The 26,683-nt window shown below is 62.2% G+C and carries 25 protein-coding genes; 11 read left to right on the top strand and 14 right to left on the bottom strand.

The genetic code is table 11. The features are described from left to right. Positions 1-57 precede the first annotated feature (57 nt). Positions 58-1,254 (bottom strand): amidohydrolase family protein, encoded by a 1,197-nt coding sequence (locus tag OKW37_RS35410; RefSeq protein ID WP_429403713.1) that lies wholly within the window; start codon positions 1,252-1,254, stop codon positions 58-60. 234 nt (positions 1,255-1,488) lie between these two features. Here OKW37_RS35410 and OKW37_RS35415 point away from each other — a divergent pair, with 234 nt between their 5' ends. After that, positions 1,489-2,910, top strand: coding sequence for an MFS transporter (locus OKW37_RS35415; protein ID WP_429403714.1), 1,422 nt, complete (start codon positions 1,489-1,491; stop codon positions 2,908-2,910). Positions 2,911-3,019: 109 nt separating this feature from the next. On the opposite strand, the gene OKW37_RS35420 is transcribed toward OKW37_RS35415, so the two are convergent. Further along, positions 3,020-3,814, bottom strand: coding sequence for an IclR family transcriptional regulator (locus OKW37_RS35420; protein ID WP_184061923.1), 795 nt, complete (start codon positions 3,812-3,814; stop codon positions 3,020-3,022). Positions 3,815-4,062: 248 nt separating this feature from the next. On the opposite strand from OKW37_RS35420, the gene OKW37_RS35425 reads away from it, so the two are divergent. After that, positions 4,063-4,827 carry an SDR family NAD(P)-dependent oxidoreductase gene (locus OKW37_RS35425; protein ID WP_018425469.1) on the top strand — a complete coding sequence of 255 codons (765 nt, stop codon included), beginning with the start codon at positions 4,063-4,065 and terminating at the stop codon, positions 4,825-4,827. A gap of 566 nt (positions 4,828-5,393) precedes the next feature. Here the strand turns inward: OKW37_RS35425 and OKW37_RS35430 are convergent. After that, the gene (locus tag OKW37_RS35430) at positions 5,394-6,635 is read right to left on the bottom strand and encodes a CaiB/BaiF CoA transferase family protein (RefSeq protein ID WP_090808861.1); all 1,242 of its coding nucleotides are present in this window, start codon (positions 6,633-6,635) and stop codon (positions 5,394-5,396) included. A gap of 48 nt (positions 6,636-6,683) precedes the next feature. Beyond that, positions 6,684-7,478 carry a crotonase/enoyl-CoA hydratase family protein gene (locus OKW37_RS35435; RefSeq protein WP_429404377.1) on the bottom strand — a complete coding sequence of 265 codons (795 nt, stop codon included), beginning with the start codon at positions 7,476-7,478 and terminating at the stop codon, positions 6,684-6,686. A 218-nt stretch (positions 7,479-7,696) separates the two neighbouring features. On the opposite strand from OKW37_RS35435, the gene OKW37_RS35440 reads away from it, so the two are divergent. From OKW37_RS35440 to OKW37_RS35460, 5 genes are all read left to right on the top strand, one after another. Continuing rightward, on the top strand, positions 7,697-8,473 hold the full coding sequence (locus tag OKW37_RS35440) for an enoyl-CoA hydratase (RefSeq protein WP_184050304.1): 777 nt from the start codon (positions 7,697-7,699) through the stop codon (positions 8,471-8,473). Between the two features lie 107 nt (positions 8,474-8,580). Beyond that, positions 8,581-9,567 carry an NAD(P)H-dependent flavin oxidoreductase gene (locus tag OKW37_RS35445; protein ID WP_429403715.1) on the top strand — a complete coding sequence of 329 codons (987 nt, stop codon included), beginning with the start codon at positions 8,581-8,583 and terminating at the stop codon, positions 9,565-9,567. Continuing rightward, entirely contained in the window at positions 9,564-10,751 is a 1,188-nt protein-coding gene (locus tag OKW37_RS35450; protein WP_429403716.1) for a CaiB/BaiF CoA transferase family protein, read from the top strand. The genes OKW37_RS35445 and OKW37_RS35450 overlap by 4 nt, the downstream gene beginning before the upstream one ends. A gap of 13 nt (positions 10,752-10,764) precedes the next feature. Next, positions 10,765-12,057, top strand: a complete 1,293-nt coding sequence (locus tag OKW37_RS35455; protein ID WP_429403717.1) for an acetyl-CoA hydrolase/transferase family protein — start codon at positions 10,765-10,767, stop codon at positions 12,055-12,057. Positions 12,058-12,106: 49 nt separating this feature from the next. Beyond that, positions 12,107-13,303, top strand: coding sequence for an acetyl-CoA C-acetyltransferase (locus tag OKW37_RS35460; protein ID WP_429403718.1), 1,197 nt, complete (start codon positions 12,107-12,109; stop codon positions 13,301-13,303). 47 nt (positions 13,304-13,350) lie between these two features. On the opposite strand, the gene OKW37_RS35465 is transcribed toward OKW37_RS35460, so the two are convergent. Further along, on the bottom strand, positions 13,351-13,521 hold the full coding sequence (locus OKW37_RS35465; protein WP_090808851.1) for a rubredoxin: 171 nt from the start codon (positions 13,519-13,521) through the stop codon (positions 13,351-13,353). A gap of 33 nt (positions 13,522-13,554) precedes the next feature. Continuing rightward, on the bottom strand, positions 13,555-14,757 hold the full coding sequence (locus tag OKW37_RS35470; protein ID WP_429403719.1) for a cytochrome P450: 1,203 nt from the start codon (positions 14,755-14,757) through the stop codon (positions 13,555-13,557). Positions 14,758-14,909: 152 nt separating this feature from the next. Between OKW37_RS35470 and OKW37_RS35475 the strand changes: the two genes are divergently transcribed. Next, a complete protein-coding gene (locus tag OKW37_RS35475) occupies positions 14,910-15,815 on the top strand; it encodes an SDR family NAD(P)-dependent oxidoreductase (protein WP_187611676.1) in 906 nt (301 codons plus the stop codon). Positions 15,816-15,889: 74 nt separating this feature from the next. On the opposite strand, the gene OKW37_RS35480 is transcribed toward OKW37_RS35475, so the two are convergent. The 6 genes from OKW37_RS35480 to OKW37_RS35505 form a co-directional block, all read right to left on the bottom strand. Then, positions 15,890-16,711 carry an HpcH/HpaI aldolase/citrate lyase family protein gene (locus OKW37_RS35480; protein WP_429403720.1) on the bottom strand — a complete coding sequence of 274 codons (822 nt, stop codon included), beginning with the start codon at positions 16,709-16,711 and terminating at the stop codon, positions 15,890-15,892. 62 nt (positions 16,712-16,773) lie between these two features. Next, positions 16,774-17,631, bottom strand: a complete 858-nt coding sequence (locus OKW37_RS35485) for an FAS1-like dehydratase domain-containing protein (protein WP_429404379.1) — start codon at positions 17,629-17,631, stop codon at positions 16,774-16,776. 8 nt (positions 17,632-17,639) lie between these two features. Next, the gene (locus tag OKW37_RS35490; protein ID WP_429403721.1) at positions 17,640-18,806 is read right to left on the bottom strand and encodes a serine hydrolase domain-containing protein; all 1,167 of its coding nucleotides are present in this window, start codon (positions 18,804-18,806) and stop codon (positions 17,640-17,642) included. Positions 18,807-18,843: 37 nt separating this feature from the next. Then, positions 18,844-19,614, bottom strand: coding sequence for an enoyl-CoA hydratase/isomerase family protein (locus OKW37_RS35495; protein ID WP_429403722.1), 771 nt, complete (start codon positions 19,612-19,614; stop codon positions 18,844-18,846). Next, positions 19,611-21,212, bottom strand: a complete 1,602-nt coding sequence (locus OKW37_RS35500; protein WP_429403723.1) for a GMC family oxidoreductase — start codon at positions 21,210-21,212, stop codon at positions 19,611-19,613. The genes OKW37_RS35495 and OKW37_RS35500 overlap by 4 nt, the downstream gene beginning before the upstream one ends. 68 nt (positions 21,213-21,280) lie before the next feature. Further along, positions 21,281-22,525, bottom strand: coding sequence for a cytochrome P450 (locus OKW37_RS35505; protein WP_429403724.1), 1,245 nt, complete (start codon positions 22,523-22,525; stop codon positions 21,281-21,283). A gap of 70 nt (positions 22,526-22,595) precedes the next feature. Between OKW37_RS35505 and OKW37_RS35510 the strand changes: the two genes are divergently transcribed. The 3 genes from OKW37_RS35510 (at position 22,596) to OKW37_RS35520 (ending at position 25,125) form a co-directional block, all read left to right on the top strand. Beyond that, positions 22,596-23,420, top strand: coding sequence for a TetR/AcrR family transcriptional regulator (locus OKW37_RS35510; protein WP_429403725.1), 825 nt, complete (start codon positions 22,596-22,598; stop codon positions 23,418-23,420). Positions 23,421-23,520: 100 nt separating this feature from the next. Next, positions 23,521-24,774 (top strand): NAD(P)/FAD-dependent oxidoreductase, encoded by a 1,254-nt coding sequence (locus OKW37_RS35515; RefSeq protein ID WP_184061935.1) that lies wholly within the window; start codon positions 23,521-23,523, stop codon positions 24,772-24,774. 30 nt (positions 24,775-24,804) lie between these two features. Then, positions 24,805-25,125, top strand: coding sequence for a 2Fe-2S iron-sulfur cluster-binding protein (locus OKW37_RS35520; protein ID WP_184050275.1), 321 nt, complete (start codon positions 24,805-24,807; stop codon positions 25,123-25,125). A gap of 136 nt (positions 25,126-25,261) precedes the next feature. Here the strand turns inward: OKW37_RS35520 and OKW37_RS35525 are convergent, their stop codons facing one another. Together OKW37_RS35525 and OKW37_RS35530 are read right to left on the bottom strand one after the other, a co-directional pair. Next, complete coding sequence (locus tag OKW37_RS35525; RefSeq protein ID WP_429352501.1) at positions 25,262-25,840, bottom strand: nuclear transport factor 2 family protein; 579 nt, start codon at positions 25,838-25,840, stop codon at positions 25,262-25,264. Next, entirely contained in the window at positions 25,837-26,670 is an 834-nt protein-coding gene (locus tag OKW37_RS35530) for an SDR family oxidoreductase (protein ID WP_429403726.1), read from the bottom strand. The genes OKW37_RS35525 and OKW37_RS35530 overlap by 4 nt, the downstream gene beginning before the upstream one ends. Positions 26,671-26,683 lie beyond the last annotated feature (13 nt).

Genomic DNA, 26,683 nt, shown 5'->3' on the forward strand with positions numbered 1-26,683 from the left:
GAAGAAATCGCGCGGGACGGACAGACCGTCTGCCGCCGTCGACCGGTGCAAGGCCGATCACACGTGCAGCGGAATGAACCGGCGGCCGTTGTCGTACATGATCTTGCGCGTGTCTTCTTCCGAGAGCTCATTGCATGCTTCCGACGCGAAGTCCTTCGGTTCGGGTACGCCTTCCGCGTGCGGATAGTCGGAGCCCATCAACAGGAAGTCCGACGATCCCGTTTGAGCGATGATCTGGGCGATGTCGTCCTCCGGATACGCGACCACGAAGACATTTTCCTTGAAGATCTGGCTCGGGCGTTTCTTCAGCTGACCGCACGGCCAGTAGCCATTCTTCGCCATCCCCCGGCACTTGTCCATTTTGACGAGCAGCGAAGGCACCCATTCGGCACCGTTTTCGGCGCTGCACAGCTTGACCCGCGGGAAACGCTCGAAGAAGTTGTAGAAGATGAACGACGACAGCGTTTCCATGACCGGCCGCTCGCCGTAACCGTGCATCCAGACAAAGGCGGTCTGACGCTGGCGCGACTGCTGCACGGGCTCGCCCCACACCGCCATATGATCCTTCATGTAGATCGCTTCCGACACATGGAAGGTGACGCGCACGCCCGCTTCGTTGAGGACCGACCAGAACGGATCGAAGTATGGATCCGCAGGTGCACGGCCATTGAACGGCCCCATCGGCATCAGGATCACCCGCACACCGTTCGCAACCAGCCACCTGGCCTCGGCGACAGCCGCATCGAGAGCGTCGAGCGTGACGACCGGCGTCGTGTAGATGCGGTCTTTGTAGTTGAAGCCCCAGTCGTCGAGCATCCACTGGTTATACGCATGCAACACCGCATTTGCCGCAACGGGCTCGTTGAGGTAGGAAATACACGCGACCATTTCGCCGATGTACATCGTGCAGGCTTCAACACCAAAATCGTCCATCTTCTTCAGGCGCGCGTCGCGGTTGAACATGTCCGGCGTCGGCGAAACCCGCATATCGACGTTATCCTTGCCATCCTTCATCGCGCGCAGCCATTCATGCAGCTTGCCCGGCGGCGGAACGTGCCCCTCGGCCGATGTGTAGCCCTCGCTGATTTCCACCTTCCGGTCGCCCACATACATGCAGCGGTTGCCGTCTGCCGTGACACGGCTGGTAAAAGACCAGTCCTTCCTGAACTTCTCGGGCAAATGACGGTTGAACGCGTCCTCGACTTCGTAGAAGTGCGTGTCGGCGTCGTAGATCTTCCCTTGATACGTTTGCATGGTCTCGCTCCTGATTGTGGGGAGCGCTTCAGAACGTGCGCCCTTGAGAGAAGTATCGGGTCAAGCCATCGACCTAAAAACTCTCATATCGAACTCGAAAACGTCGATATCGATTTGATATCGGCGGTGGCCTCGCGATCCTTGCGGTCGGCATCGAACTCTCCAAAAACATCAATACGAACGCCGTTCGTATATAAGTATAATCGAAACGAAGACACACAACCGGAGACGTTTATGCAAGCCGAAGTACTCTCCCAGCCGGCACACCGAGCGCAACCCGTGGTGGGTCCACCGCGCGGGTTCACGATGGCGATCCTGCTTGCCGCGGTAGCGGCCTCGTCCGGCATCACCGTCATCTACACCGTGCTGGTCACGCTCTACAAGGCTTTTCCTGCGTCGAACACCGTGAGCTGGACCGTCACCGCGTACTGGCTCGGCTCGGCCGTCTTTGCCGCGGTGAGCGGGCGACTCGGCGACCTGTTGGGCTACCGCCGCATCCTGCTCGTGGTGATATCGATCGCTGCGGCGGGCGCAGTCGTGGCCGCATGCGCGACCGATGTCGGCATGCTCGTCGCGGGGTGTGCGATGCAATCAATCGCGGCAGGCATTACGCCACTCTCCATCGGTCTGGTTCGTGAGAATCTGCCACCCGCCAGGCTGCCTGCCGCGGTGGGGTTGATCAGCGCGGCAGGCATGGTGTCGGCGGGGCTGATCTACATCTGCGCGGGCGTTGTCGTGGATCACTACTCGTGGCAGGGCGGCTTCTGGTTCAAAGTCGCGCTTTGCGTCGTGGCCGTCGCGGCGGTACGCGCGTGGGCACCGCCGTCGCCACCGAATCCCGGCGTACGGATCGACTACGTTCGAGGTCTCGCGTTCGCTCCGGCGCTTTGCGCCATCCTCTTCGCGGTGCAGCAAATCCGCACGTGGGGGCTCGGCGATCCGCGGCTGTGGGGCTTGATCGCTGGCGGGATGATCGTGCTCGGACTCTGGGCACGCCATCAACACGGGGCGCGTCATCCGCTCATCAATGTGCGTCTGCTGAAGAGGCGCGAAGTCATGTTGGCCAATGCATGCATGGCATTCCTCGCGGCAGGCGCCATGCAACTAGGACAGGTCTTCTCGCTGCTCGCCCAGCAACCTGCCGGCACGCACGCCGGATTCGGGTTGAGCGCGACGGCAGCCGGATTACTGATGTTCAGCGTCAACATCGTCGCGCTGGTCGCGAGCCCATGGAGCGGCCGGGTTGCGGCCCGCTACAAGGCCCGGCCCGCTGCCTTGATTGGCATGCTCATACTGGCCTTGGGCTGGGCCTCGCTGATCGTGCTTCATCGCAGCCTGCTGCTCTTCGTTCCGGGTGCGGTGCTGTGCTCGTTCGGCCTCGCCTTCGCAAGCACGGCGCTGTACAACCAGATCGTGGAAGCGACGCCTGCACATCAGACAGGCGAGGCAACGGGCATGCTCTACGTTTTCTTCTCGTGTTTCTTCGCGGTAGGTGCCCAGGCGGTATTTGCGCTGCTGCGCAGCGCGACGGCGGGACACGACGGTGCATCGTTTCCGGCCGATAGTGGCTATGTTTCGGTATTCGTCTACATCGCCTGCAGTTCGATCGCCGGACTGCTGGTCGCCTCCATGCTGCCGAAGCGTCGTACACACTGACGGTCGTTGCGACCGATCCGTTGCGCGCGGGTACGACGCTTCTTCGACCGCACCGCGACCGCGGCGCATTGAAGCACCCGCTTCACTGCGCCGCCGATCGACTGGCGAGTCACTCCTCTTCTGCCTCACCCAACGCAGACGCCCGCTGGGCGACTCTGATCATGTTCTCTTCGAGCCGGTGACGTTCGCGGTCGAAGCGTTCGAGCGGCGCACCAATTGCCATCGCCGCGATGACATTGCCATTCGGTCCGAAGATCGGCGACGACACGCCGGCCGAATCCGGCAGTAGTTCACCGCGACTCACCGACAGGCCGCTTTCGAGGATGTGGTCGAGTTCGTCACGCAACGCCTTCTTCGTTGCGATCGTTTGCGGGGTGCGGCGCTCGAATTTGACCGTCTTCATGTAGTCGTTAAGGAAAGCGTCCGGTGCATGGGCGAGCAGCACGCGGCCCGCAGCCGTGCAATAGAGCGGGCGACGCAAACCGATGTGCATTGAATAGCGCACCGATTGCTCGCTCTCGATCACGTCGACATAGGTGATCTCTTTGTGTTCGACGTCAAGGACGCCGACATACACGGTTTCATTGGTGCTCTTCGAGAGATCCACCAGGAACGGGCGCAGTATCTTCGAAAAATTCCACGCGGCCATCACGCCTGCCGACAACCGGAAGATCGACGGTCCCAGGCGATAGCGGCCTACGTCGTGCATCAAGTACCCTTCCGCCACCAGAGGTCGCAGCAGATTGAGCAGGCTGCTCTTAGGTGACTCGAGAGCGACATTCAGTTCTGCTAGCGACATCCCGTCCGGAGACTTCGCCAGCACATCGAAAATTCCGAGGAGTCGGGTCAGCGAGCGCGGCCCGCTGACGTCCCGGTCCGCCGGCGCTGAGGTCTCTTTCAACATGATTTTCCCCATGAATTGACTGTATAGATTATACGGGAACTATTCACATAGTTTTACATCGATCACAATCTGGCACACTTTTACACCACCCGAATGCGGGAATACGCCAGGGCGCTCCCTCACACCGCTTGAGATATATTTGAACATCGTTCGAAAAACTGAAATGTGGAAGCATCATCTTCCAGACCATTTACGCAATACGCTCGGGCGTCGAACAGCAACATCAACCTTCACTTCTGGATTCACTCATGTACACGAAAAAACTGGCAGAAAAGGTCGCCATCGTGACCGGAGGCGGCCAAGGCGTTGGACTCGGCATCGCCCTTGCGCTTGCCACCGAGGGGGCGAGTCTGGTCCTCACTGGTCGCACGGAGGCCAAACTCACGCGGGCTGCTGAGGAATTGAGCGCCCTCGGTTCGCAAGTGCTGGTCGTGCCCGGCGATACGCGCAATCGCGCCGACGCCGTGCGGACGGTCGAACTTGCCGTCGAGCGATTCGGACGTGTGGACGCACTCATCAACAATGCCCAAAGCAGCAGCCCGGGGGTGCCGCTCGAGTCCGTTACCGACGATGACTGGAGCAACACGCTCGAATCGGGCTTGTACGGCACGCTGTATTTCATGCAGGCCGCATTGCCGCGGATGAAGTCGCAGGGCCGCGGCGCCATCATCAACTTCGGCTCGCGCACCGGTATCGAAGGCCTCAAGGGATTCGGCGCGTACGCCGCAACCAAGGAGGGCATTCGTGGGCTCTCGCGTGTTGCCGCGCGCGAATGGGGCGTCTACGGCATTACCGTCAACGTCATTTGCCCGGCAGCGCTCACGCCTGCCGCCGAAGCCTACCTCGAAGCCAATCCTCAGGAACGCACTCGCTATCTCTCTGAAATTGCGCTTGGCCGCTTCGGCGATCCTCAGCGCGATATTGGACGAACAGTTGCATTTCTATGTAGTGACGACGCTAATTTCATAACCGGGCAGACTATCAGTGTGGACGGCGGACAGTCAATGCTCTAGTGCGTCTTTTTGAACACGGTGCAATATATGAAACGTCCAGTTGCATTATCGCGAGCCTCGATCCGAGCAGTGAGCTTCCCGCCGGGCGCGTACCACGAAGCTTGAAGAGCGATCAGTTGTTTCTCCTCTCACACACTTCGCGAGAGCGTGTGGAGTTTGGCCTTGGCTGCGGGACACGGAGCCAAGGCGTTTTTTCGCCGTTACCTTTGGGACTCGATCGCGTCGGTTGAGAAATTTCTTAAAACCATTCCGACGTGAAGAACGGCAAGTGCACGTCCATCCAGTCGAACTCGCTGCGGCAGTTCGCCCAAGCCCAATGAGGGGACTTTCCGCCGCGCACGGGAGGGTCCGAACGTTGATGCGGACGCGAGATATTCGGGGCGTCCCTACCGGAGTGGATACACCCGACTTCTACGTGGTCTGTACATACGATACGGCTGTTGCTTCTCTCAGTCGTCATGACTCCCCCTTAGCTGCAACTTTTCACCATCTCCTCGATCACCTTCTTCGCGTCGCCGAACACGAGCACCACGTTGATCTTGCCGAACTCGCCGTTGATGTCCTTTCTATAGAATTTTCTTTTCGCGCAGGATATCGATATCCGACTGCGACATACTCAGCACATCACGCAGCACGTCGTCCGTATGTTGTCCGAGCATCGGCGGCGCCCCGTACGAATCGATAGGCGTGCCCGACATCTTGACCGGGTTGGCGACCATCCGAACCGCCTTATCCGTGAGCGGGTGCGCAACTTCGACGCACATCGCGCGTGCCTGCACATGCGGATCTGCGAACACCTGCTCCAGATTGTTGATCGGTCCGGCCGGCACCCCGGCGGCGTCGAGTGCTGCGAGCAGTTCATCGCTTTGCCATTGAAGGATCAGCGGCTCGAACACTTCGCCCAGCGCGCGACGATTCTTCACGCGCAGCGCAATCTCGCTGAATCGTGGATCGCTGACTAGCTCGGGGTGCCCCAGAACGTTACACATCCGCGCGTATTGCTCGTTGTTGCCCGCCACGATCATGATGTCGCGATCGGCGCAGCGGAACATGCGGGACGGCATACCACCGTTGCCCTCGGTACCGCGCCGAATGGGAATCTGGCCGGAAACGAGATACTGGCTTGCATAGTGCGATGTGGCAGCAATCATCGCGTCCAGCAACGCCAGGTCGATGTACTGCCCCTGCCCGGTACCGCCTTGCGCCGCGTCGCGATGATAAAGCGCTGCGATGATCGCCGAAGCGGCGTACTGACCACACAGGATGTCCGCAAGACTGGGCCCGGTTTTCATTGGCCCGCCGCCCGGCACGTCGTCGCCGTTTCCGGTCACGCTCATCAGGCCACCCATCGCCTGGAAAATCGAGTCGTAGCCGGGGCGCGGGCTATACGGTCCGGTCTGACCGAATCCGGTTATCGAACAGTAGATCAGGCGCGGATTGACCAGCTTGAGGCTGTCGTAGTCGAGCCCGTAACGCTTGAGGTCGCCAACCTTATAGTTCTCGATCAACACGTCGCAGTGCGCCGCCAACGAGCGGATCAGCGCCTGGCCTTCGGCCGTGGAGATATCGCACGTGATCGACTTCTTGCCTCGGTTCGCGCTGATAAAAAACGTCGACTCGCGCGTGACCTTTCCCTCCCGATCCATCAGGAACGGGGGGCCGAATTGCCGCGAATCGTCGCCCTTGCCCGGACGCTCGACCTTGATGACCTCCGCGCCGAAATCCGCCAGCATCTGAGCCCCCCAAGGCCCCGCGAGAATGCGGCTCAGGTCGAGTACGCGAACACCCGCCAATGCGCCTTTTGTCATAGCAAACGGTCCCCTTGAATTCACACCGGCTGCGCCGGAAGCCTTGCATCAGCGTCCGACGAACTTCGCCGTACGTTTTTCGATGAAGGACTGAACGCCTTCCTTCGCGTCTTCAGTGTTGTAGAGAAACTGCTGGGTCGACTGAATCGTCGCGTAAGCATCCTGCCAGCCTTGTCCCAGCGAAACGCGCGCGTTCTGCATCGTGGTCTGCACGGCTAGCGGTGCCTGTGCCGCGATTCGCTCGGCGATCGCGAGCGCCCGGTCGAACTCCTGCCCCACAGGCACGACATCCTGCACGAAGTTCATGTGCCGTGCCTCGTCTGCGGTGAATTCGTCGCCGGTAAGCAGTACCTTCATTGCGTTGCCCCAGCCGGCTCGCTGCACCATGCGAAACGTCGCACCACAACCTGCCATGATCCCCCGCTTGACTTCAAGCTGGGAGAAACGGCAGTTGTCGGCCGCAACAGCCACTTCCGATGCAAGCATCAATTCGACCGCGACCGTGAAGCAGATTCCCTTCAGCGCAATGACGACCGGCTTGGTACGCAGCGGCGCGCGCAAGTTGAACGGATCGACCTCGCCTTCAGGAAGCAGCGGTTTCCCTTCGCGGCGCAACGGCGCGACCTTTGGCATGTCGAGCCCTGCCGTAAAGTGATCGCCTTCGGCGTATACCAGCCCGCAAAAAATATCGCCGCTCTTCTCGAGCTGCGTGTAAGCCATCGCAAGCTCGGTGAACATTTTCGGCGTGAAACCATTGCGCTTTTCCGGCCGGTCAATGCCCATCAAGAGCAGGTTCCCACGCTGCTCAACGCGAATCTGTCCGTCCTCGTGACGAGTGGTCATGCAGTGTCTCCTCGCGGTGTTTTCCGTTAGCAATTCTGACCTCGCGCTCAATTGACAAAGCTGGGTCGCACATTCAGAATCATAAACGTCGTTCACAAAATTGGCAACGCACGATACGCTCGGACGCTGCCGTGCGGCGCACCACAGACACGCAAATCATCGGCGAGCAGGCCCCATCCGGGTCTAGGTGTTCACCCTCATTCGTTCAAGGAAGAACCATGGCCTACGAGACGATCATCGTCGAAACGCACGGGAAAACCGGCTTGATCAGGTTGAACCGTCCGCAAGCCTACAACGCACTGAACAACCAGCTGATGGATGAGCTGACGGCGGCACTCGACGACCTCGAAACCGACCCCGCCATCGGCGCCATCGTGATGACCGGTAGCGAAAAGGCGTTCGCCGCCGGCGCCGACATCAAGATGATGAACGAATGGACGTACATGGACGTGTACAAGAATCAGTTCATCACGTCGAACTGGGAACGCACGTCGCGTTGCCGCAAGCCGGTCATCGCCGCGGTCGCGGGTCTTGCGTTAGGCGGAGGCTGCGAACTGGCCATGATGTGCGACTTCATTCTCGCCGCCGACAACGCCCGTTTCGCCCTGCCCGAAATCACGCTCGCGACCATTCCCGGCGCCGGCGGCACGCAGCGCCTGACGCGCGCGCTCGGCAAATCGAAGGCGATGGAAATGATCCTCACCGGCCGCAGGATGGACGCCATTGAAGCCGAACGATGCGGCCTCGTGAGCCGCATCGTGCCCGCCGACACGCTCGTCGAGGAAGCGCTGAAAACGGCCGACGAGATCGCGCGATACTCGCAACCCGTCGTAGCGATGGCCAAGGAGTGCGTCAATCGCGCCTACGAATCGAGCCTGGCAGAAGGCATCCTGTTCGAGCGGCGTATGGCGTATTCGACCTTCGCCACAGAAGATCGAAAGGAAGGCATGGCAGCCTTCGCCGAAAAGCGCAAACCCCAGTTTCGCGATTGTTGAATTGCTAAAAAGCGCCACGCTGTCGTGGCGAACAGAGCCTGCCAGGTCACGCGCGTCACGCGCATTTCTCTGGCACCGATACTTCCTATCCAGGCTACAGGCGCGCGATGAAACCGTATGTCAATCGCATTACTGAATTACTCGGCATTCAATATCCCATCATTCAAGGCGGCATGCGCTGGGTGGCGCGGGCCGAACTGGCGGCGGCCGTGGCCAATGCGGGCGGTCTAGGCTTCATCTCCGCGCACACCCATGCAAGCGCCGATGCACTCGGGCGCGAAATCGACAGGGTGCGTTCGCTCACCGACAAGCCCTTTGGAGTCAACCTGACCGTTCTCGGCGCCAATGTCGGTCTCGACTATGACGCGTATGTGCGCACGATCGTGTCTCAAGGCGTCCAGGTCGTCGAGACAGCAGGCAGCAATCCGGCGAAATACATCGCCGAGTTCAAGGCGCAGGGCGTCAAGGTCGTGCACAAGTGCGTGACGGTTCGCCACGCGGTGAAGGCCGAATCGCTCGGCGCGGACGCCGTCAGCATCGACGGGTTCGAATGCGCGGGGCACCCTGGCGAAGACGACATCCCTGGACTGATCCTGATTCCCGCTGCCGCCGACAAGCTGAAGGTGCCGATTCTCGCGTCCGGCGGCTTTGCCGATGGCCGCGGGCTGATGGCGGCTCTCGCGCTCGGCGCGGACGGCATCAACATGGGAACCCGATTCATGCTCACGCAGGAGTCCCCCGTCCACCCTGCGATCAAGCAACGGCTGCTGGAAGCGAGCGAGCGCGATACGGTGCTGGTTGGCCGCTCGATCGGCGATTCAAGCCGGGTGGCCAGGAACAGCGTGAGTCTCGCCGCGCTCGAACTCGAGCGCGCCGGCAACGTGACGCGCTCGGACCTCTACGCGCTGACCGGAGCACAGCGCTGGATGGACGCATTCGTGACAGGAGAAGTGGAAGGCGGCGCCTTCCCCGCCGGTATCGTGACCGGCCTCATTCACGACTTGCCGACCTGTGCGGAATTGATCGGTCGCATCGTGAAGGAAGCCGCCGCGATTGCGCAACGCCAGCTTGGCTTCAGCGCTGCTCTGGCATGAAACTGACCGGCCTTCGCGTCGTGGACCTGTCGCAATTCATGCCGGGTCCGTTCCTCGCCGCCAACCTCGCCGATCACGGCGCGCACGTCGTCAAGATCGAACCGGTCACCGGCGACCCCACCCGCGGCGCACCCGGCACCGACGGCGCGTTCTTCGCCGCGATCAACCGCGGCAAGCGCAGTATCGCGCTCGATCTGAAACATCCGGACGCACGCGAGGTCGCGCTCAAGCTGATGAACGAGGCCGATGTCGTGATCGAATCGTCGAGGCCGGGCGTGGCCGCTCGGCTTGGCATCGACTACGACACGATCAGCCGGACGAACCCGGGAGTCGTTTATTGTGCGATTACCGCATTCGGCCAAACCGGCCCGCTCTCTCAATTGCCCGCACACGATCCGGTAGTTCAATCGCTTGCAGGCACGCTGCCGCGCGATGGCCGGGGAATCCCAATTGCCACGGGGCCGTCGCTCGCTGCGCTGGCCGGTTCATTGACGGCGTTGTCCGCCGTGTTGATGGCGCTGCTGCGCGCGCGGGAAACGGGGCGCGGCGACTACATCGACATGGCGCTTTTCGATGCGGCGCTCACCTCGCAGCCGTATCTGAGCGGCCGCTTGCTCAACGCGCCGGACAGCCAATTGCGAGGGCCGACTGAAGGCGACAGCGGGCTCGCGTTGCTCGACACCTACGAGACCGCCGATTCGAAGTGGCTCTGCCTTGGCGGCCGGGAACACAGCTTCGCAACCAACCTGCTTACACCACTCGGCCGTCCGGATCTCGTCGCCGACGCGATCGGCCCAGCCGGTGAAGGCCAGATACGCGTCCGGGCGTTCCTGATGCAAATCTTCCTGACTCGCACACTCGATGAATGGCTCTGCTGGTTCGAAGGCCGAAACATCGGTGTGGCGCCGGTGCTCTCGCTCGCCGAAGCGCTCGACCATCCGCATGCGCACGAGCGCGGGATGGTCCAGAGGGATCCGTCCGGACGCAACCACGTTGCAAACCCGATTCACTTCCGTTTGGAGCCTGGGTCGCCACCGCTCGCCGTTCCATACCTTGGCGAGCACACAGAACTCGTGCTGCGGAGCATCGGCTACAGCGACGAACGGATTGCGGAACTCGTCGCGACAGGCGCAGTACGTGGGCAGCACGACGAAGCCCAGGCCCTTGCGCAACCCGCCACCTGACGCAAACAACACCATGCCCTTACAGCTAGAGGCGGACGCCGTCGATTTCGCGTCCATCATCCGCCCCGGCGATACCGTCGCATGGGGCCAATCGAACGCAGAGCCCCTTGCGCTCACGCGCACTCTACTTCAGCAGCGGCACAGCATCGGCGCGTTCCGGGTCTTTCTCGGCGCCGGCAACTACGACACGTGCCGGCCTGAGCACGCGGACTGCATCGATTTCGTTTCGTACTGCGGGAGCGGCTCCAACCGCGCACTGGCCAAGGCTGGCGCGCTTGATATCCTGCCCTGCCATTATTCGCAGTTGCCAGAGATGATGGAGTCGGGTCAGCTATCGATCGACGTCCTGCTACTGCAGTTGGCGCCACCCGACGCGCACGGCCGCTACAGCTTGTCCGTCGCGCATGAGTATCTGATCCCGGCGCTCGAGCGCGCGCGCGTCATCATTGCGGAAGTCAACGAACAGGCACCCTGGACTTACGGCGAGCGATATCTTCGCGACGACGACCTCGACTTCATGGTCCCGACGTCGCGCGCTTTGCCCGACAGTTCGTCCAGCGCCGTCAGCCCGACGGAGCTGGCGATTGCACGGCACACGGCCGGTTTGATCGAAGACGGCGCCACCATTCAACTCGGCCTCGGCGCGATTCCAGAAGCGATCCTCGCTTGCCTCGGCGACCGGCGAGACCTTGGCATCCATTCCGGCACGATCGGGGACAAAGTCGCCGATCTGATGGAAAGCGGCGTGATCAACAATGCGCGCAAGACCATCGACACGGGCCAGACCATTGCTGGCGTGATGATGGGGGGGCGCCGCATACACGAGTTCGCGCATCGAAACGACGCCGTGCAGTTTCGTTCGACCCGCTACACGCACGATCCGAACGTGCTCGCAAGCATCGACCGGTTCGTCGCCATCAACTCGGCGGTCGAGGTCGATCTGAGTGGCCAGATCAACGCCGAAATTGCCGGTGGCGTGTATGTGGGCGCGGTGGGGGGCGCACTGGATTTCCTGCGCGGCGCGCGGCGCTCGCGTGGCGGCGTTCCTGTCATCGCATTACCGTCCACAGCGGGCAAAGGCGCGACCCGCATCGTCGCGTCGTTGAACGGACCGGTCAGCACGCCGCGCAGCGACGCCGCCATCGTGGTGACCGAATACGGCGTGGCCGATCTGCGCGGCCTGACGCTGCGCGAAAGGCGCGAACGCATGCTGGCAATCGCCCATCCGGATCATCGCAGCGCTCTCGATCAGATGGCGGGCGTCCCGCCTTCCAATCGCTTAAGAAGCGCGACGCTCGTCGGCTGATTGCAACCGCACCCGAATCAGAACTTCAAACTTTGCAAGGAAACGTCCGATGAAACGCGCGGCAATTGTCTCCCCTGTACGAACGCCCGTCGGCACCTTTGGCGGTAGCCTGCGCGGCGTTTGCGTCGAAGATCTCGGCGCGCTCGTTGCGAATGAAACGATCCGGCGCGCAGGACTCGATCCCGCTCGCATCGACGACGTCGTCTTCGCGCAAGCGTACGCGAACAGCGAAACACCTTGCGTGGGCCGCTGGATTGCGCTGCAGGCGGGCCTGCCCGTGGAGGTGCCGGGCATGCAGCTTGACCGACGTTGCGGCGGCGGCCTGCAGGCGCTCGTCACCGCCGCGATGATGGTGCAGACCGGCGCCGCCGACGTGGTGTTGGCCGGCGGCGTGGAAAGTATGAGCAATATCGAGTACTACAGCACGGACATGCGCTGGGGCGCACGGTCGGGCTCCGTCCAGTTTCACGACCGGCTCGCGCGGGGCCGCGAGCGCTCACAGCCGGAATCGCGCTTCGGCTTTATCTCCGGCATGATCGAGACCGCGGAAAATCTGGCCACCGACTATGGCATCAGCCGCGAGGCCGCCGACGAGTTCGCGCTGCGCAGCCATCAGCGCGCGGCCGCCGCATGGGAGTCCGGCCATATGGCCGAAGAGGTCGTGGCGGTCAGCGTTCCTCAGAAAAAAGGCCAGCCGCTTCTGTTTTCCAAAGATGAAGGATTCCGCGCCGACGCCAGCATGGAAAGCCTCGGCAAGCTTCGCGCGTTGATGCCGGGCGGCACAGTCACCGCAGGCAACTCCAGCCAGCAAAACGATGCCGCTGCCGCTTGCCTCGTCGTCGCGGAAGACCGCCTCGAAGCGCTCGGACTCGAACCCATGGCCTGGCTGACCGGCTGGGCCGCAGCCGGATGCGAGCCATCACGCATGGGCATTGGGCCCGTGCCCGCAGTGCAGAAGCTGATGACGCGCATCGGGCTTACGCTCGAGCAGATGGATCTTGTCGAAGTAAACGAAGCATTCGCGTGTCAGGTGCTGGCAGTCCTCAAAGGCTGGAATTGGCACGATACCGACCGGCTCAACGTGAACGGCTCTGGCATATCGCTGGGCCATCCGATTGGCGCAACGGGCGTGCGCATCATGACAACGCTGTTGCACGAGTTGACGCGCCGGAAAGGACGTTATGCACTCGAGACCATGTGCATCGGCGGTGGCCAGGGTATTGCCGCCGTGTTCGAGCGCGCCTGATCCTGAGCGATGAAGCGCACGGCCTTGCGCCGTGCGCGCGCCCGCGCTCAGGCCTCCACTTCGAACATCACGAAGTCGGCCTTGGTCGCACCGCACTCGGGGCATGCCCAGTCATCCGGGATGTCTTCCCAGCGAGTGCCAGGCGCGATGCCCTCCGCGGGAAGTCCCGCTGCTTCGTCGTAGTAAAAACCGCAAAAAATGCATTGCCACTTTTTCATGATCGTCGATGAGTCGTTGAGGGTGGGGATACTTCAGGGCGCTACGTCCCAGACGAGCGGCAGATAGAGCATGCCGTTGACGGAGCCCGAGCCGCATCGGGGCTTGTCGCCCTCGCGAATGCGAAAATCGGGAATGCGTTTGAGCCACTCCTGGAGGAAAACCTTGATCTCCGTACGCGCAAGGAACGACCCCGGGCAGCGATGCGGGCCGTTGCCGAACGCGGCGTGCAGCACCGGCTTGCGCGTCAGATCGACGGCGAGCGGATCGCTGAACTTGCGCTCGTCGAGGCCAAACAGGGAGTTCGGCAATTGAATCTGGTCACCCTTTTTGAACTGGATGCCCTTGTATTCCATGTCCTGCGTGATGAGCCGCGCGGTGTTCGCCACGCCAAAGCGACGAATCATCTCATCGACCGACGACACCATCAGATCGGGATTCTCGATCAGTTGCCTCCGGTGCGCCGGATTCTCCGCCAGAAAGCGCGCGATGAAACCCATCATCGACGCGACGGTATCGAGGCCACCGAACAGCACGACGATAAACATCCCGAACATCCGCTCGGGGCTGATCGGCTTGCCGTCGATCTGCGCGTTGGCGATGAGGCTGACGAGATCGCCGCCCGCCTCTGCCTTGCGCTTCTCCACCCAGGTGGAGATATAGCCAATCAGCCGGTGCTGGGATTCGTTGCGCTGCTCGACGTTGCCGCGCACGGCCCATTCCGCCCATTCGAGCAATTGTCCTCGATCGCTCAACGGAAGATCGGCAAGACGCAGGAAAATCACGATCGGCAGGATCTTCGCGAACTCCGAGACGAACTCGCATTCGCCGCGTGGAGCGATTTCTTCCATCAGCTCGATTGCGAGGCTGCGCACGTCGCTTTCCAGCGAGGAGATAGCTTGCGGCAGGAAAGCGGGCGTGATCAGGTTGCGGTACGCGGTATGTTCGGGCGGATCAAGCTCGAGCGGCACGAGCTGCGTCTCGTTGAGCGGCGGGATGTTGACACTGCGATGCGAAAAATGGGTGTGGTCCTTCTGCATCGCCTCGATGTCTTCGCCGCGCGTGGCGATCCAGTGGCCGCCATGGTACGGGGACCAGACGATATCGGGCCCGGTGTGCAGCGTCTTCCACGCCATATGAACATCGTCTTGCACGCCTGGCGGATTCATATAGTCGAAATCGACCACGAGTTCTCGCGGAACATGGTCCGGCACGGTCCAGTCTTTCGTAGGGTTCATCTCGCGTCTCCTATCAGTTGGTCGTCTTCGAATGGATGAGTCGTCACACTTTGCATCAACGTGCCAGCGTTCATATTATGCAACGCCGTTCAGTTTTGATATTATACCGAAGCGAGCTTTTTTACATCAACGCCTATCGAACGGAGACAAGAGTGAGCGATTTCGTCAAGGACAAGGTGGTAGTGGTAACGGGTGCGGGTGCCGGCATCGGGCGCGATTTTGCGTTGCAATTCGCGGCGAACGGCGCAAAGGTCATCGTCAACGACCTGGGTCGCAACGCCGAATCCGGCCAGTTCGCCGCAGAGCGCGTCGTCGAAGAAATCAAGGAGGCCGGCGGGCAAGCGCTTGCCTCGACGGATAGCGTCGCCGAATGGGATTGCGCGCAGAAGATCGTGCAGGCCGCGCTGGACACGTTCGGCCGCGTCGACTGTGTGGTCAACAACGCCGGCATCGTGCGTGACCGCATGTTCTTCAACATGAGCCTCGACGAGTGGAAGGCCGTAGTCGACGTGCATCTGAACGGGTCGTTTTTCGTGGCACGCGCGGCGGCTCCGCATTTCAAGGCACAAAACGGCGGCAGCTTCGTTCACATGACCTCCACCTCTGGTCTGATCGGCAACATCGGACAGGCCAACTACTCCGCCGCCAAAATGGGGGTCGTCGGTCTGTCGAAGTCGATTGCCCTCGACATGGCGAAATTCAACGTGCGCTCGAACTGCATCGCACCATGGGCATGGACCGCGATGACGGCCTCGATCCCCTCGGAGACGCCTGAGCAAAAAGCACGCGTCGAAATTCTCAAGCGCATGGAATCGCGCAAGATCGCGCCGCTCGCGGTCTACCTTGCGTCCGACCAGGCCGCAAAGGTTTCGGGTCAGATCTTCGGCGTGCGCGCCAACGAGATCTACTTCTTCAACCAGATCCGCATGATCCGTTCGCTGCATCGCGACGGCGGCTGGACGCCTGAAGCGATTGCCGAGCAGGTCATGCCGGCGTTCGAATCGAGCTTCTTCCCGAACGTGCCGTCCATGGCGCTCACGCCCTGGGATCCGGTGTAAGCGATACCGCGTCACGCCCGCGCCACATGATGCGGTGGTGGCGCGGGCGGTGCGGCGCTCACCCGCCACGTCACTTACCCTTCGTCTGAACCTCGCACGCTTTCAGACAAGCCAACGATACGTCTCGCCTTGAGCAATACCGGCAAGTCCACCATCCGTCCATCTACGGACACCGCCCCGCCTTCCGCCCGCTCATACGCGTCGACGATTCGCCGCGCCTTGGCAATTTCATTCGCACTCGGGCTGAACGCCGCATTGACCGCTGCAACCTGGCGCGGATGAATACACAGCTTCCCGCCAAAGCCCAGCGATCGCGCCTTCGACGAGTCGTGCGCGAGTTGTCGTTCGTCATCGATTGCCACGCTAACGCCATCCACGGGAGACTGAATGCCCGCTACGCGGGAGGCCAGCACAATACGCGAACGCGCGAGCAGCAACGCGTCCCATGAACCGTCACAATCCAGATCGAGTTCGAAGTCAACCGAGCCGAATATGAGTCGCTCGACGCCGGGCATGCGCGCCACGTCCAGTGCGTTCCAGACGCCCTCGGCAGATTCGATGGTCGGCAATATGGGTTTCGCCGTTGCCGCCGCGACAGCGGTCAGAGCAGCCGGATTCTCAGCCTTTGGCAACACCACGCCATCGATACCATCGAACGCTGCGAGCGAAAGGTCCTGCTGGAACCACTGCGTACCCGCTCCATTGATGCGCAACAGTACGCGAACCGCCGATGCCGAAAATGTTCGTACCGCACCGGCAACACGTGCACGCGCCGACGTTTTGTCCGCATCTGCGACAGCGTCCTCCAGGTCCACGATCACCGCATCGGCGCCTGCCGCGAGCGCCTTGGCGAATCGTTCAGGCTTGCTGCCCGGCACAAAAAGAAACGAACGCATAAAGTCTCCCATTCAGCGTCCGGTCCGGCTATGGCGACCCCGCCAGCGGACCGGCTCGACGATCAGATCAGAACAGCCGTGGCTTCCATGCGCAACGATCCGTCGCTGCCGGCGATCCACAAGCTCACCTTGCGTTGGTCCGATTCGTGTTGCTTTCCGCAAACATAGAAAGGCGAAGTGTCCACCACCGGTTTGATCGCGCGGAACGAAAATGCTCCGACGCGCGCGCCCGGCAACTCCGATCCGAGCGAGTCCATCAGTAGCGTGGCGAGCAGCGGGCCATGCACGACGAGTCCCTCGTATCCCTCTGCGCCGATCGCGTAAGGCCGATCGTAGTGAATGCGATGACCATTCAACGTAAGCGCCGAGTAGCGAAACAGCAGCACCGGATCGGGATTGATCTCGCGTGCCCATTGAGCGCCCATCGGCGCGGCCTGTAATGCTGCGGGCTTTTCGCTGGCGGCCGGATGATCGCGATACACGATATCCTGGCGTTCGACGATGGCAAGGCCAGCAGCGTCGCTGACCTCGTGCTTGACCTTCACGAACACGAGATCGCCGGTACGTCCATGCTTGTGCGCAACACTCTCGATGCATGAAAGACGCGTGATCGCGCTACCCGCTTTCAGCGGCCGTAGAAACTCGAGTTGACTGCCCGCCCACATGCGGCGAGGCAAATCGACCGGCGGCAGAAAGCCGCCGCGTTTCGGATGACCGTCCGCCCCCACCATCGACTGGCGATGAACCGGCAGAAAATAAAGCCAGTGCCACAACGGCGGCAAGTCATCGCCACGTGCTGAAAGCGCGTCATCGTGGTCAAGCATGGCGCTGAGGGCCGCCATCGGCGTGCAGGTGAGCTGGTCCCGCACTTCCTCAGTGCGCCCAGTCCATTGCTGCAAATACTCGATATCCATGCGCATCGTGCCAATCACTTCAGATCCAGTGCGTCGCGAATCGCCGCAGCGATCGGAAGCAGCGGATCTTCTTCCGGCGTGGCCGGGTTGAAGAGCTTGTTATGGCAGATCGCGACGGCGAGCCCGGTATCCGGGTCCGCCCAGCCGATCGAATTGCCCTGCCCCGGATGGCACAAAGCGCGCGGTGAACGTGCCGCCGTCACCGGCGGATGGTTGCCGCCGAACCAGAAGCCACCGATCGTGATTGGAATCGGAAAGCCGAACATCACCGGGTCGGGCTCCTCGCTATTGGCGCGTGGCGTGTTCAGCGTGGCGACGAGCTCCTTCGAGAGTATCCTCACGCCGTCCAACTCGCCGCCGCATGCCAGCATTGCCCAGAAGCGCGCCTCGCTGCGCGCGTTGAAGATCCCGCCAACGCCCGCCACTTCCGCGCGCCGCACGTCCGGGCGCTCGAACACTGGCGGCGCCAATGCGACCTGTTGCGGCATCGAGCGCAGGAACAGCGGCGGCAGGTATTCCGCGGGAACCGGCACCATTGCATCGGTGAGACGTGCGATGCGCGGTTCGACTTCGTCGGGAATGCCGATCCACAGATCGTCGATGCCGAGTGGCATCGCAATCTCCTCCCGGACAAAACGGCCCAGCGAGCGCTTCTTCGGATCGGCGCGCCGCACCAGTTCGCCAACGATCCAGCCGAACGTCATCGAGAGGTACAGCGTCTTCGTCCCCGGCTCCGCAAGCGGCTCAAGGTTGGCGATGGCGCTGGTCATCCACTGCCAGTCACACATCAGCTCCGGTGTGACGCCTTCGGGCATTTGCGGCACACACGCGCGATGAGTCAGCACATCGCGCACCGTCGTTTTCTGCTTGCCGTGGGCACCGTACTCCGGCCAGTAGCGCGTCACCGGCGCGTCGTATTCGATGAGCCCGCGGTCGGCCAGGATATGCAACGCAGTTGCTGCAACCGCCTTCGTCACCGAATACACATTGAACAGCGTTTCGCCGTCGACCAGACGGCCGGTGGACGGATCGGCCACGCCGCTCCATGCGTCGATCATGAGCTTGCCGTTCAGATAGGCCGCCACCTGCACGCCGATCTCACCGCCTTCCCGCGTGGCGCGGTCGAGCGCCTGCTGAACGATCGCGTTGCGCTCCATTGATGCTTGCACTACCAAGGTCATATCGTGTCTCCCATTCGTGAACATTCGCGTTGACGGGCTACCTCTTGCCGGACTGCGCGGCAATACCGGCGAGCCCTTCGAGCGCGAGCCCGTAGCCCAGTTCGTCAACCATGCGGCGCTTGAACGGCTGCGTGAAGACCGCGCGCGTGTATCGCAGCGTTTCGATCGGCTTCGCCGCGAGTTCGTGCGCCATTTGCCACGCACGTTCGAGCAAGGTGTCGTGCGCGACGACTTCGCCGACGACGCCAAGCTCCCACGCGCGCTGCGCCGTGATGCGCTCGCCGCTGAGAAGAAAGTAGCGGGCGCGGTTGTGGCCAATCAGCATCGGCCAGACGATCTGCACGCCGTCCGCCGGCACGACGCCGTGAACGAAGTGCGCCTGGTCCGAGATTTCGGCGCGACTGGAGGCCAGCACGATATCCGACAGCACGAGCAACTCGGCATGAATGAGTGCCGGCCCGTTGATCGCGCCGATCACCGGAACCGGAATGTCCAGCAGTTGCATCAGCAGGTCCTGCCCCTCGCGCTGCAGGCGCGGCCAGACTTGCACAAGCGGCTCCGCCGGCAACTCGGCGTCATTCATCGCGTCGCAGAACGAATCGCCGGTGCCGGTCAGGATGACTACGCGATTGTCGAGGTCGCGTGCGATCTGGTAGAACGCCTCGCCTAGCTGGCTGTGAATGCTGCGATCGAGCGCGCCCCACTTGAGCGGGCTGCCATCGGTATGCAGGCGCACTTGCAAAACACCGTCGCGTCGCTCGAAGTCGATGTTCGTAAAGCGCCCGCTGTAGTCTTCAAGGCGGCTCATCGCGCGTCCTCCAGGATCAGGCCGGCGGCGCGCCATGCCATCGCCATCATGGGGCCATTCGTGTTGCCGGAGATCATCGTGGGTGTTATGGAGAGATCCATCACGCGCAGGCGTTCGACACCGCGCACGCGCAGCCGCGAATCGAGCACGGCAAGCGTGTCCGATCCCATCTTGCAGGTACCGCAAGCGTGATAGCCGGATTGGCCTTCACGCCGGTAGAGGTCGAGAATCTCGTCATCGGTCTGGACGGCGGGGCCTGGGCGTGTCTCCCCTGCCAGCAGGCTGGCAAGCGGCTCGGCGGCCAGCACGCTGCGCATGAACCGGAATGCGTTGACAGCCATCTGCCGGTCGTACGAATCGGCAAGGTAGTTCGCGACGACTTCGGGCGGCACGCGGGGGTCCGCGGACTGGATCCTGACGTGCCCTTCGCTGCGCGGGCGCAGCGGGTAGCTGAAGAGCTGCATGCCTGGGAACGACTCGAACGCGTAACCGGCCGCGCCGAAATCCATCGAGTACGGCGCCATCATCAGTTGAACATCGGGACGCATCGCATCCGCCGCGGTCTTGACGAAGCCGCCCACCTGGTACGAGCCGAGCGACATCACGCCACGGCGGAACAGCAGATACTGCATCGCGTTGCGCCATAAGCGCATGCCGCTGAACTGTCGGTTCTGCGAATCACGCCAGTGCCGCAAACGGGCCTGCAGCATATATAGATAGTGCTCGCGCAGGTTCCGTCCGACCCCCGGACTCGCCGCCACGACAGGAATGCCAAGCGACTGCAGATGGCCGGGATCGCCCACGCCCGACAACTGCAAAAGCCGCGGCGACTCGATCGCGCCCGCCGAGAGCACGACCTCGCGACGCGCACGGTAAGCGATCTGCTGCCCCGCGCTTTCGCACTGCACGCCGACGGCGCGTGTGCCGTCAAACACGATTCGCGCGGCTTGCGTGCCGGTAGCGACTGTGAGGTTCTTGCGCGCCCTCGCAGGCTTCAGAAAGGCTTCGGCCGAGCTTTGCCGACGACCGTTGCGTATCGTATAGATCAGATAGGCCACCCCCTCATGATCGAGCCTGTTGATATCTTCCACGCGCCGCACGCCGAGCGACCGGCACGCTTCGAGTACGGCCTCGCCAATTCGATTGCGCTGCGCGTACGGTGACAGTTTCAGCGGGCCGCCCTCTCCACGCAGCTCATCGGCGCCGAGCGCGTGATCTTCGATGCGCCGGAAGCAAGGCGCCAGGTTCTGCCAGCTCCAGCCCTCGACACCCAGTTCGGCCCATCCGTCGTAGTCCTTGGGATGACCTCGCATATACACCATGCCGTTGATGCTGCTGGAACCGCCGAGCATCTTGCCGCGAAGCCAGATTTCGTTGCGATGCCCGTTGCCGTGATCGGGCTGCACCGGAATGAACCAGGCATGAGCTGGGTCGCCCAGCAGCTTGCCAAAGCCCTTTGGCATCCGGATCAACGGATTGCGATCTTCCGGACCTGCCTCGATGAGTAGCACGGTATGGTGCCCGCTCTCCGAAAGACGATTGGCTAGCACGCAACCCGCCGCACCCGCGCCAATCACGATAAAGTCAAACTCGGTCATCTATGCGTTCTCCACCGTCCGTGCCTTGTCGGCCAGCCCCATAGCACGCGAGGCCGGCGTGGTTCCTGTTAGCCAAAGATGACGGGAATCGAATGCGGAACCCGCATCATGATCCCGTTGATCGGTGGAGCTGGCGCGGCCGGATCGAGCCGAAGATTGGGCAGGCGGTCGAGAATCGCGTTGAGCGCGCGCGTCATTTCCACGCGCGCCAGGTGCTGGCCGATGCACACGTGCGGGCCATAGGCGAATGCAAAGTGCCGGTGAGCCGCCTTGCGATAGATGTCGAACCTGTCCGGATCGGCGAAACGGCTGGGGTCGCGATTGGCGCTGCCCGCCACCACGTCGAGAAATGCGCCGGCAGGAATCTCGACACCGCCGAGCGTGACATCACGCGTCGCCATACGCGACTGCATCAGCACGGGGCCGTCCCAGCGCAGAGCCTCTTCGATCGCCGCCGCGACCAGCGTGCGATCCTGGCGCACCGCTTCGAGCTGTACCGGATCGCGCAGCAACGCAAGCAACAGTACGCTGGTCGCGCGATAGGTCGTGTCGCCGCCCGCATTCACCAGCTGGCGAAGAAACGAAATGACAACCTCGTCCGGTAGCCGCTCGCCGTCCACCTCCGCGGTGGCCAGCGAGCTCACCAGATCGTCGCCGGGATTACTGCGGCGCTCGTCGACGAGCCGCGCGAAATAGGTGCCCAGCTTCGTCGATGCCTCCACGCCATGCTCGACATCGATCGAAACCAGCGTCTGTGCGATGGCGAGCTTGTGAAAGATCTTCACGTCTTCCGGCGGCAATGCCAGTTGCCGATAGATGATGTTGAACGGGTAGTGAAGCGTGAACTCGTTGACGAGATCCGCCTGTCCGCGATCCATGAACTTCGACATCAGCTCGCTCACCACTGGGTCGACCAGCGTATCGCCCCATGCCGCGACGGTGTGCGGCAAAAAGGCCTTCTGGAAGATGCGGCGGTAGCGCGAGTGCTCGGGCGCATCCATCGTCGAGATACTGCGCCCGAAGCTGATGCCGAGATTGCGCTCGTAAGACTTGTTTGAAAACGTTGCCGGGTCGCCAAGCACCTTCGAGACTTCGTCGTATCCGAATACGGAATAGTGCGCGACATCGGACATGGTCAGGTCCGCCGCGCCGCCCATCAGCACACGGTAGTCGCCTTCCTGAACCGCCGCCTTTTCCCGCAGTTCCGCAATGCGTGGATAAGGGTCCGCATCGGCACCGTAAGCGAGTGAATCCTCGAAAAAGGGGTTGAACTCAGGATCGTCGAAGTCCTCAAGTCGCAGCGCGCCGGCCATGGTTCCCGTCTCCATCAATCGTTTGTTTGCAGGCACCTCTGCTTTTGCGCGAGGTACCAATAGTTGAACTATGTTCTATTTTGCACAAGTGTGCAAGATCGATTTATCATTCACGGAAGGGGATGTTGCGCGCTTTCTGGCTCGCGCCCGCCATCAAAGGGAAACCATGCCGTCCAGCACCACGCACGCCGCCAGCAGACGGGCAACTGCCATCAATGAGCCGCGTGCCACGGCGCGCAGCACGACGCCAGAGCGCATTCTCGATACGGCCGAGCGGCTGTTCGCGATGCACGGCTACTTCGGCACGTCGATTCGCGACATCATGCAGAGCTGCGGCATGGAGCTGAGCCTCGCGCGGTACCACTTCGGCAGCAAAGACGCGCTGTTTCAGCAAGCGATCGGCCGTCGCGCCGCGGTGATCAGCCGGCAGGTCATCGAATCGCTCGAGGCCGAACTGGCACCCCTGCAAGACAAGCGCCCCGGCGTCGAAGCAATCGTGACCGCACTTTCCGCACCGGCCTTCGCGCATCTGAAGAGCGGCGATCCGGGGTGGCGAAATTACTTGCGCCTGCTAACCCAGATTGGCTGTCTTCTGGAGCGCCCCGATCTCACGGCGCCGTTTTATGACCAATACGCGCCTGCGGCCGCGCGCTACCGCGACGCCTTCGCCAAGGCACTTCCCCGCGTCACGCGGGAGACCGTCGAACTGGTGCAGCATTTCGTCGAGTCCGTGTTTCATCTCGTGCTCAACGAGCTTTACGCGCAGGAAGCGCGCTCCGGAGCCAAGGCACTTACGACAGCACATATCGAGCGCATGCGCACCTATCTGATTCGTTTCGCGGTTGGCGGCATCGAGGCGATGGTCAGCTCCGCCTCGGCCCAACGGGGTTCATGAGCATTGACAGTCGCAGCGACCGTCGTTCACAATTTAGAACATTATTCAGACTTACTGTGGCCGCAGCGAGCCTGCGGCCGTGCGAGATGGAGTTAGCCTCATGACAGCTGGAGACGCAGAGAACATCGCACTGATCGTCGGGGCGGGTCATGCAGCAGGAGAATGCGCGACCGCGATCCGCGAACAGGGATGGACGGGACGCATCGTGATGGTGGGAGAGGAACCGCATTTGCCCTACCAACGGCCGCCGCTCTCCAAGGCATTCCTGTCGGGCGAATCGACCGCCGAGCAGTTGTACCTGAAACCGCTGTCGACGTACGACAAAGCGCGTGTCGAGTTCATCCCGAACACGCGCGCGCAGCACATCGACCGTGACGCGAAACGGGTCACGCTGTCCAACGGCAGCGAAATCAGCTATACGAAACTGGTTCTGGCCACCGGCGGCCGCGCGCGGCGCCTCGCGTTGCCGGGTATCGAAGCGACCGAGAAGCTGCAGAATTTTCACTACCTTCGCACGCTCGATCACGTCGCGCGGATTCGAAACCAGTTTCATGCCGGCTCGCGCCTCGTGATCATCGGCGGTGGATATATCGGGCTGGAAGTGGCCGCGGTAGCCGTGAAGCGCGGCTTGCGCGTCACCGTGCTCGAAGCGTTGCCGCGCGTCCTCGCGCGCGTCACGGCTCCCGAGCTTTCCAGGTTCTACGAGGAAGTTCACCGCGAAGCCGGAGTCGACATCCGTACCAACGCGATCGTGAGTGGGTTCGAACTCGACGCATCCGGCGACGCCGTTGCCGCCGTGTGCTGCGCGGACGGCACGCGCGTCGCCGCGGATCTCGTCATCGTCGGCGTGGGACTGGAGCCCGCCACCGAACTCGCGCAAGCGGCCGGCCTTGCTGTCGACAACGGCATCATGGTCGACGAACACACGCGCACGTCCGACCCCGACATTTTTGCGGTCGGGGATTGCACCAACCACCCCAACCCTTCCCTTGGACGCCGCCTGCGTCTCGAGTCGGTCCCTAACGCGCTGGAGCAGGCCCGCACCGCCGCTGCGTCGTTGTGCGGCAAGGAGCGTGTCTACAACAGCGTGCCGTGGTTCTGGTCCGACCAATACGATCTGAAGCTCAAGATGGTCGGCTTGTCCCTCGGCTACGACGAGTTTGTCCTGCGCGGCGATCCCAAAGCCCGCTCTTTCTCGGCGTTTTATCTCAAGGACGGCGTCATGCTCGCGGCCGATACGGTCAGCCGTATACCCGAATTCGTGCTGGCCAAGCGTTTCGTTGCCGAGAAAATTCCGGTCCGCGCCGCCGATCTCGCCAACGAATCGATCCCGTTGAAAAGTCTGCTTCCCTAGTCCAATTCATTTTTCAGAGGTTCACAAGCCATGCCGCTCATTCGATTCATCCAGCCGGACGGCAGCGAGGCCGCCGTAAGCGCCAACGTTGGCGATTCAGTCATGCAAACAGCGGTGAACAATCAGATCCCAGGCATTCTCGGCGATTGCGGCGGCAGCTGCAGCTGCGCAACCTGTCACGCGTATGTCGACGACGCCTGGAGCAGCCACATGCCAGCGGCGGAATCCTATGAAGTCGACATGCTCACCTGCGCGATGGACGTGCGCGAAAACAGCCGTCTGACATGCCAGATCTTCATGACGCCGGAACTGGACGGCCTGGTGGTGCGTCTGCCCGATCTGACGGCGTAAGCGCGAGGAGCACGAAGGCCTGTCGCACGACGCCGATCCCACGATGCGGAAGTTTGCGCGGACCTCACTCCTTGCATTCCTCGCCAGTCCCACGAATGGCTACGTGGCGGGCCAGGAGCCGAAGACGAGACCGCGCTTACGGCGCTTTCGTCAACGCGTCGATCGCGGGCTGTTCGCTGTTGCTCCAGAACGCCGCCCACGTCGGAAATCCTTGCGGAAGACGCGGCTGATACCGATCGCCTTCATACTTGCCGGGCCAGTTCTGCAAGCGCGGCGCACCGGGCCGAGCGAGCCAGTCCGTCGAATACCAATGCTGTTCGTCGCGACGCTCGAAGCACCATTGCCCGTCGCGCCGCACGTAGTGATCGAAGTAGCAGATCGCCATCACCACCCACGCTCCGTTGTCCTCGTGCTCCGCGCGACAATAGACGCTTCCCGTCGCATGGTCGGCATCGATGAAATCGACGACGTGGCCGCAGATCTGGTGAATGCTGCGATAAAAGCCGCGCAGAATATGCTCGGACCCGTAGAACGTTTTCAATGCCGCGCGCCCGACGCCCCATCGGCCGCAATCGACGTCTTCGGCGAACAGTTGCACCAGGCTGTCCAGATCGCGCGAATCGACCGCGAGCGCGTATCGGACGGGCAACTGCTGGATGGCGAGCTGCGCCTCGATGCGCTCGATACGCGCGAGCAGCGCTGAATCCGTCGTCATGCCTTCCCCTTCGTAGCGTTGGCCATCGCGGCCGGGCGCGCGCGGATTTCGTCGGCATAGTAAGGCTGGTGTGAAAGAAGTCCGCCATCGACGTTGAACACCTGGCCCGTGACGAACGCCGCCTCATCCGAAGCGAGGTACACCACCGCGTGTGCAATGTCTTCGGGCTGCCCGAGGCGAGGCGTGAGATGGTGGCTCAGCATCATCTCTCCGGTCTCCCCCGCGTAGTACGCCTGGGTCACCGGTGTGACGATCAGGCCGGGAGCGATCGCGTTGCAGCGTATCCCCTCCTTGCCGTGCTGCGCGGCGACGTAGCGCGTCAGCGCCTCGATACCGGCCTTGCAGACACCGTACGCGCTGTACCCCAGCGCGCCCGCCTGAGCGGCACCGGAAGAGGTATTGATAATCGAACCGCCGCCTCGTGCGCGCATCAGCGGCAGCGCGCACCGCGAGGCCAGCATGGTGCCGCGAAGATTGATGCGCATCGTGTCGTCCCAGACTCCGACGTCGAGTGCCTCGACTGCCGCATCGACCGTACTGGAAAGCGATGTGGCCGCGGCGTTGTTATGCAGGATATCGAGCCCGCCCCAAGTCTTGAGCGTCAGATCGAACAATGCATCGATCGAACTTTCGTCGCCGATATCGACCTGTGCCGGGACCGCGTGGCCCCCCGCTTCGTTAATACGACGAACCTGTTCCTGCGCGCCTTCGAGATTCAGGTCCGCCACGACGATCAAGGCGCCCTCCTGCGCGAGCCTGGCGGCACAGGCAGCGCCGATACCGGATGCGGCCCCGGTCACGATGGCAATCTTTTGCTTCACGCGTTGCATGATGTGCTCCCTG

It is taken from the genome of Paraburkholderia sp. MM5482-R2, from assembly GCF_050436125.1.
GTDB lineage: Bacteria > Pseudomonadota > Gammaproteobacteria > Burkholderiales > Burkholderiaceae > Paraburkholderia > Paraburkholderia tuberum.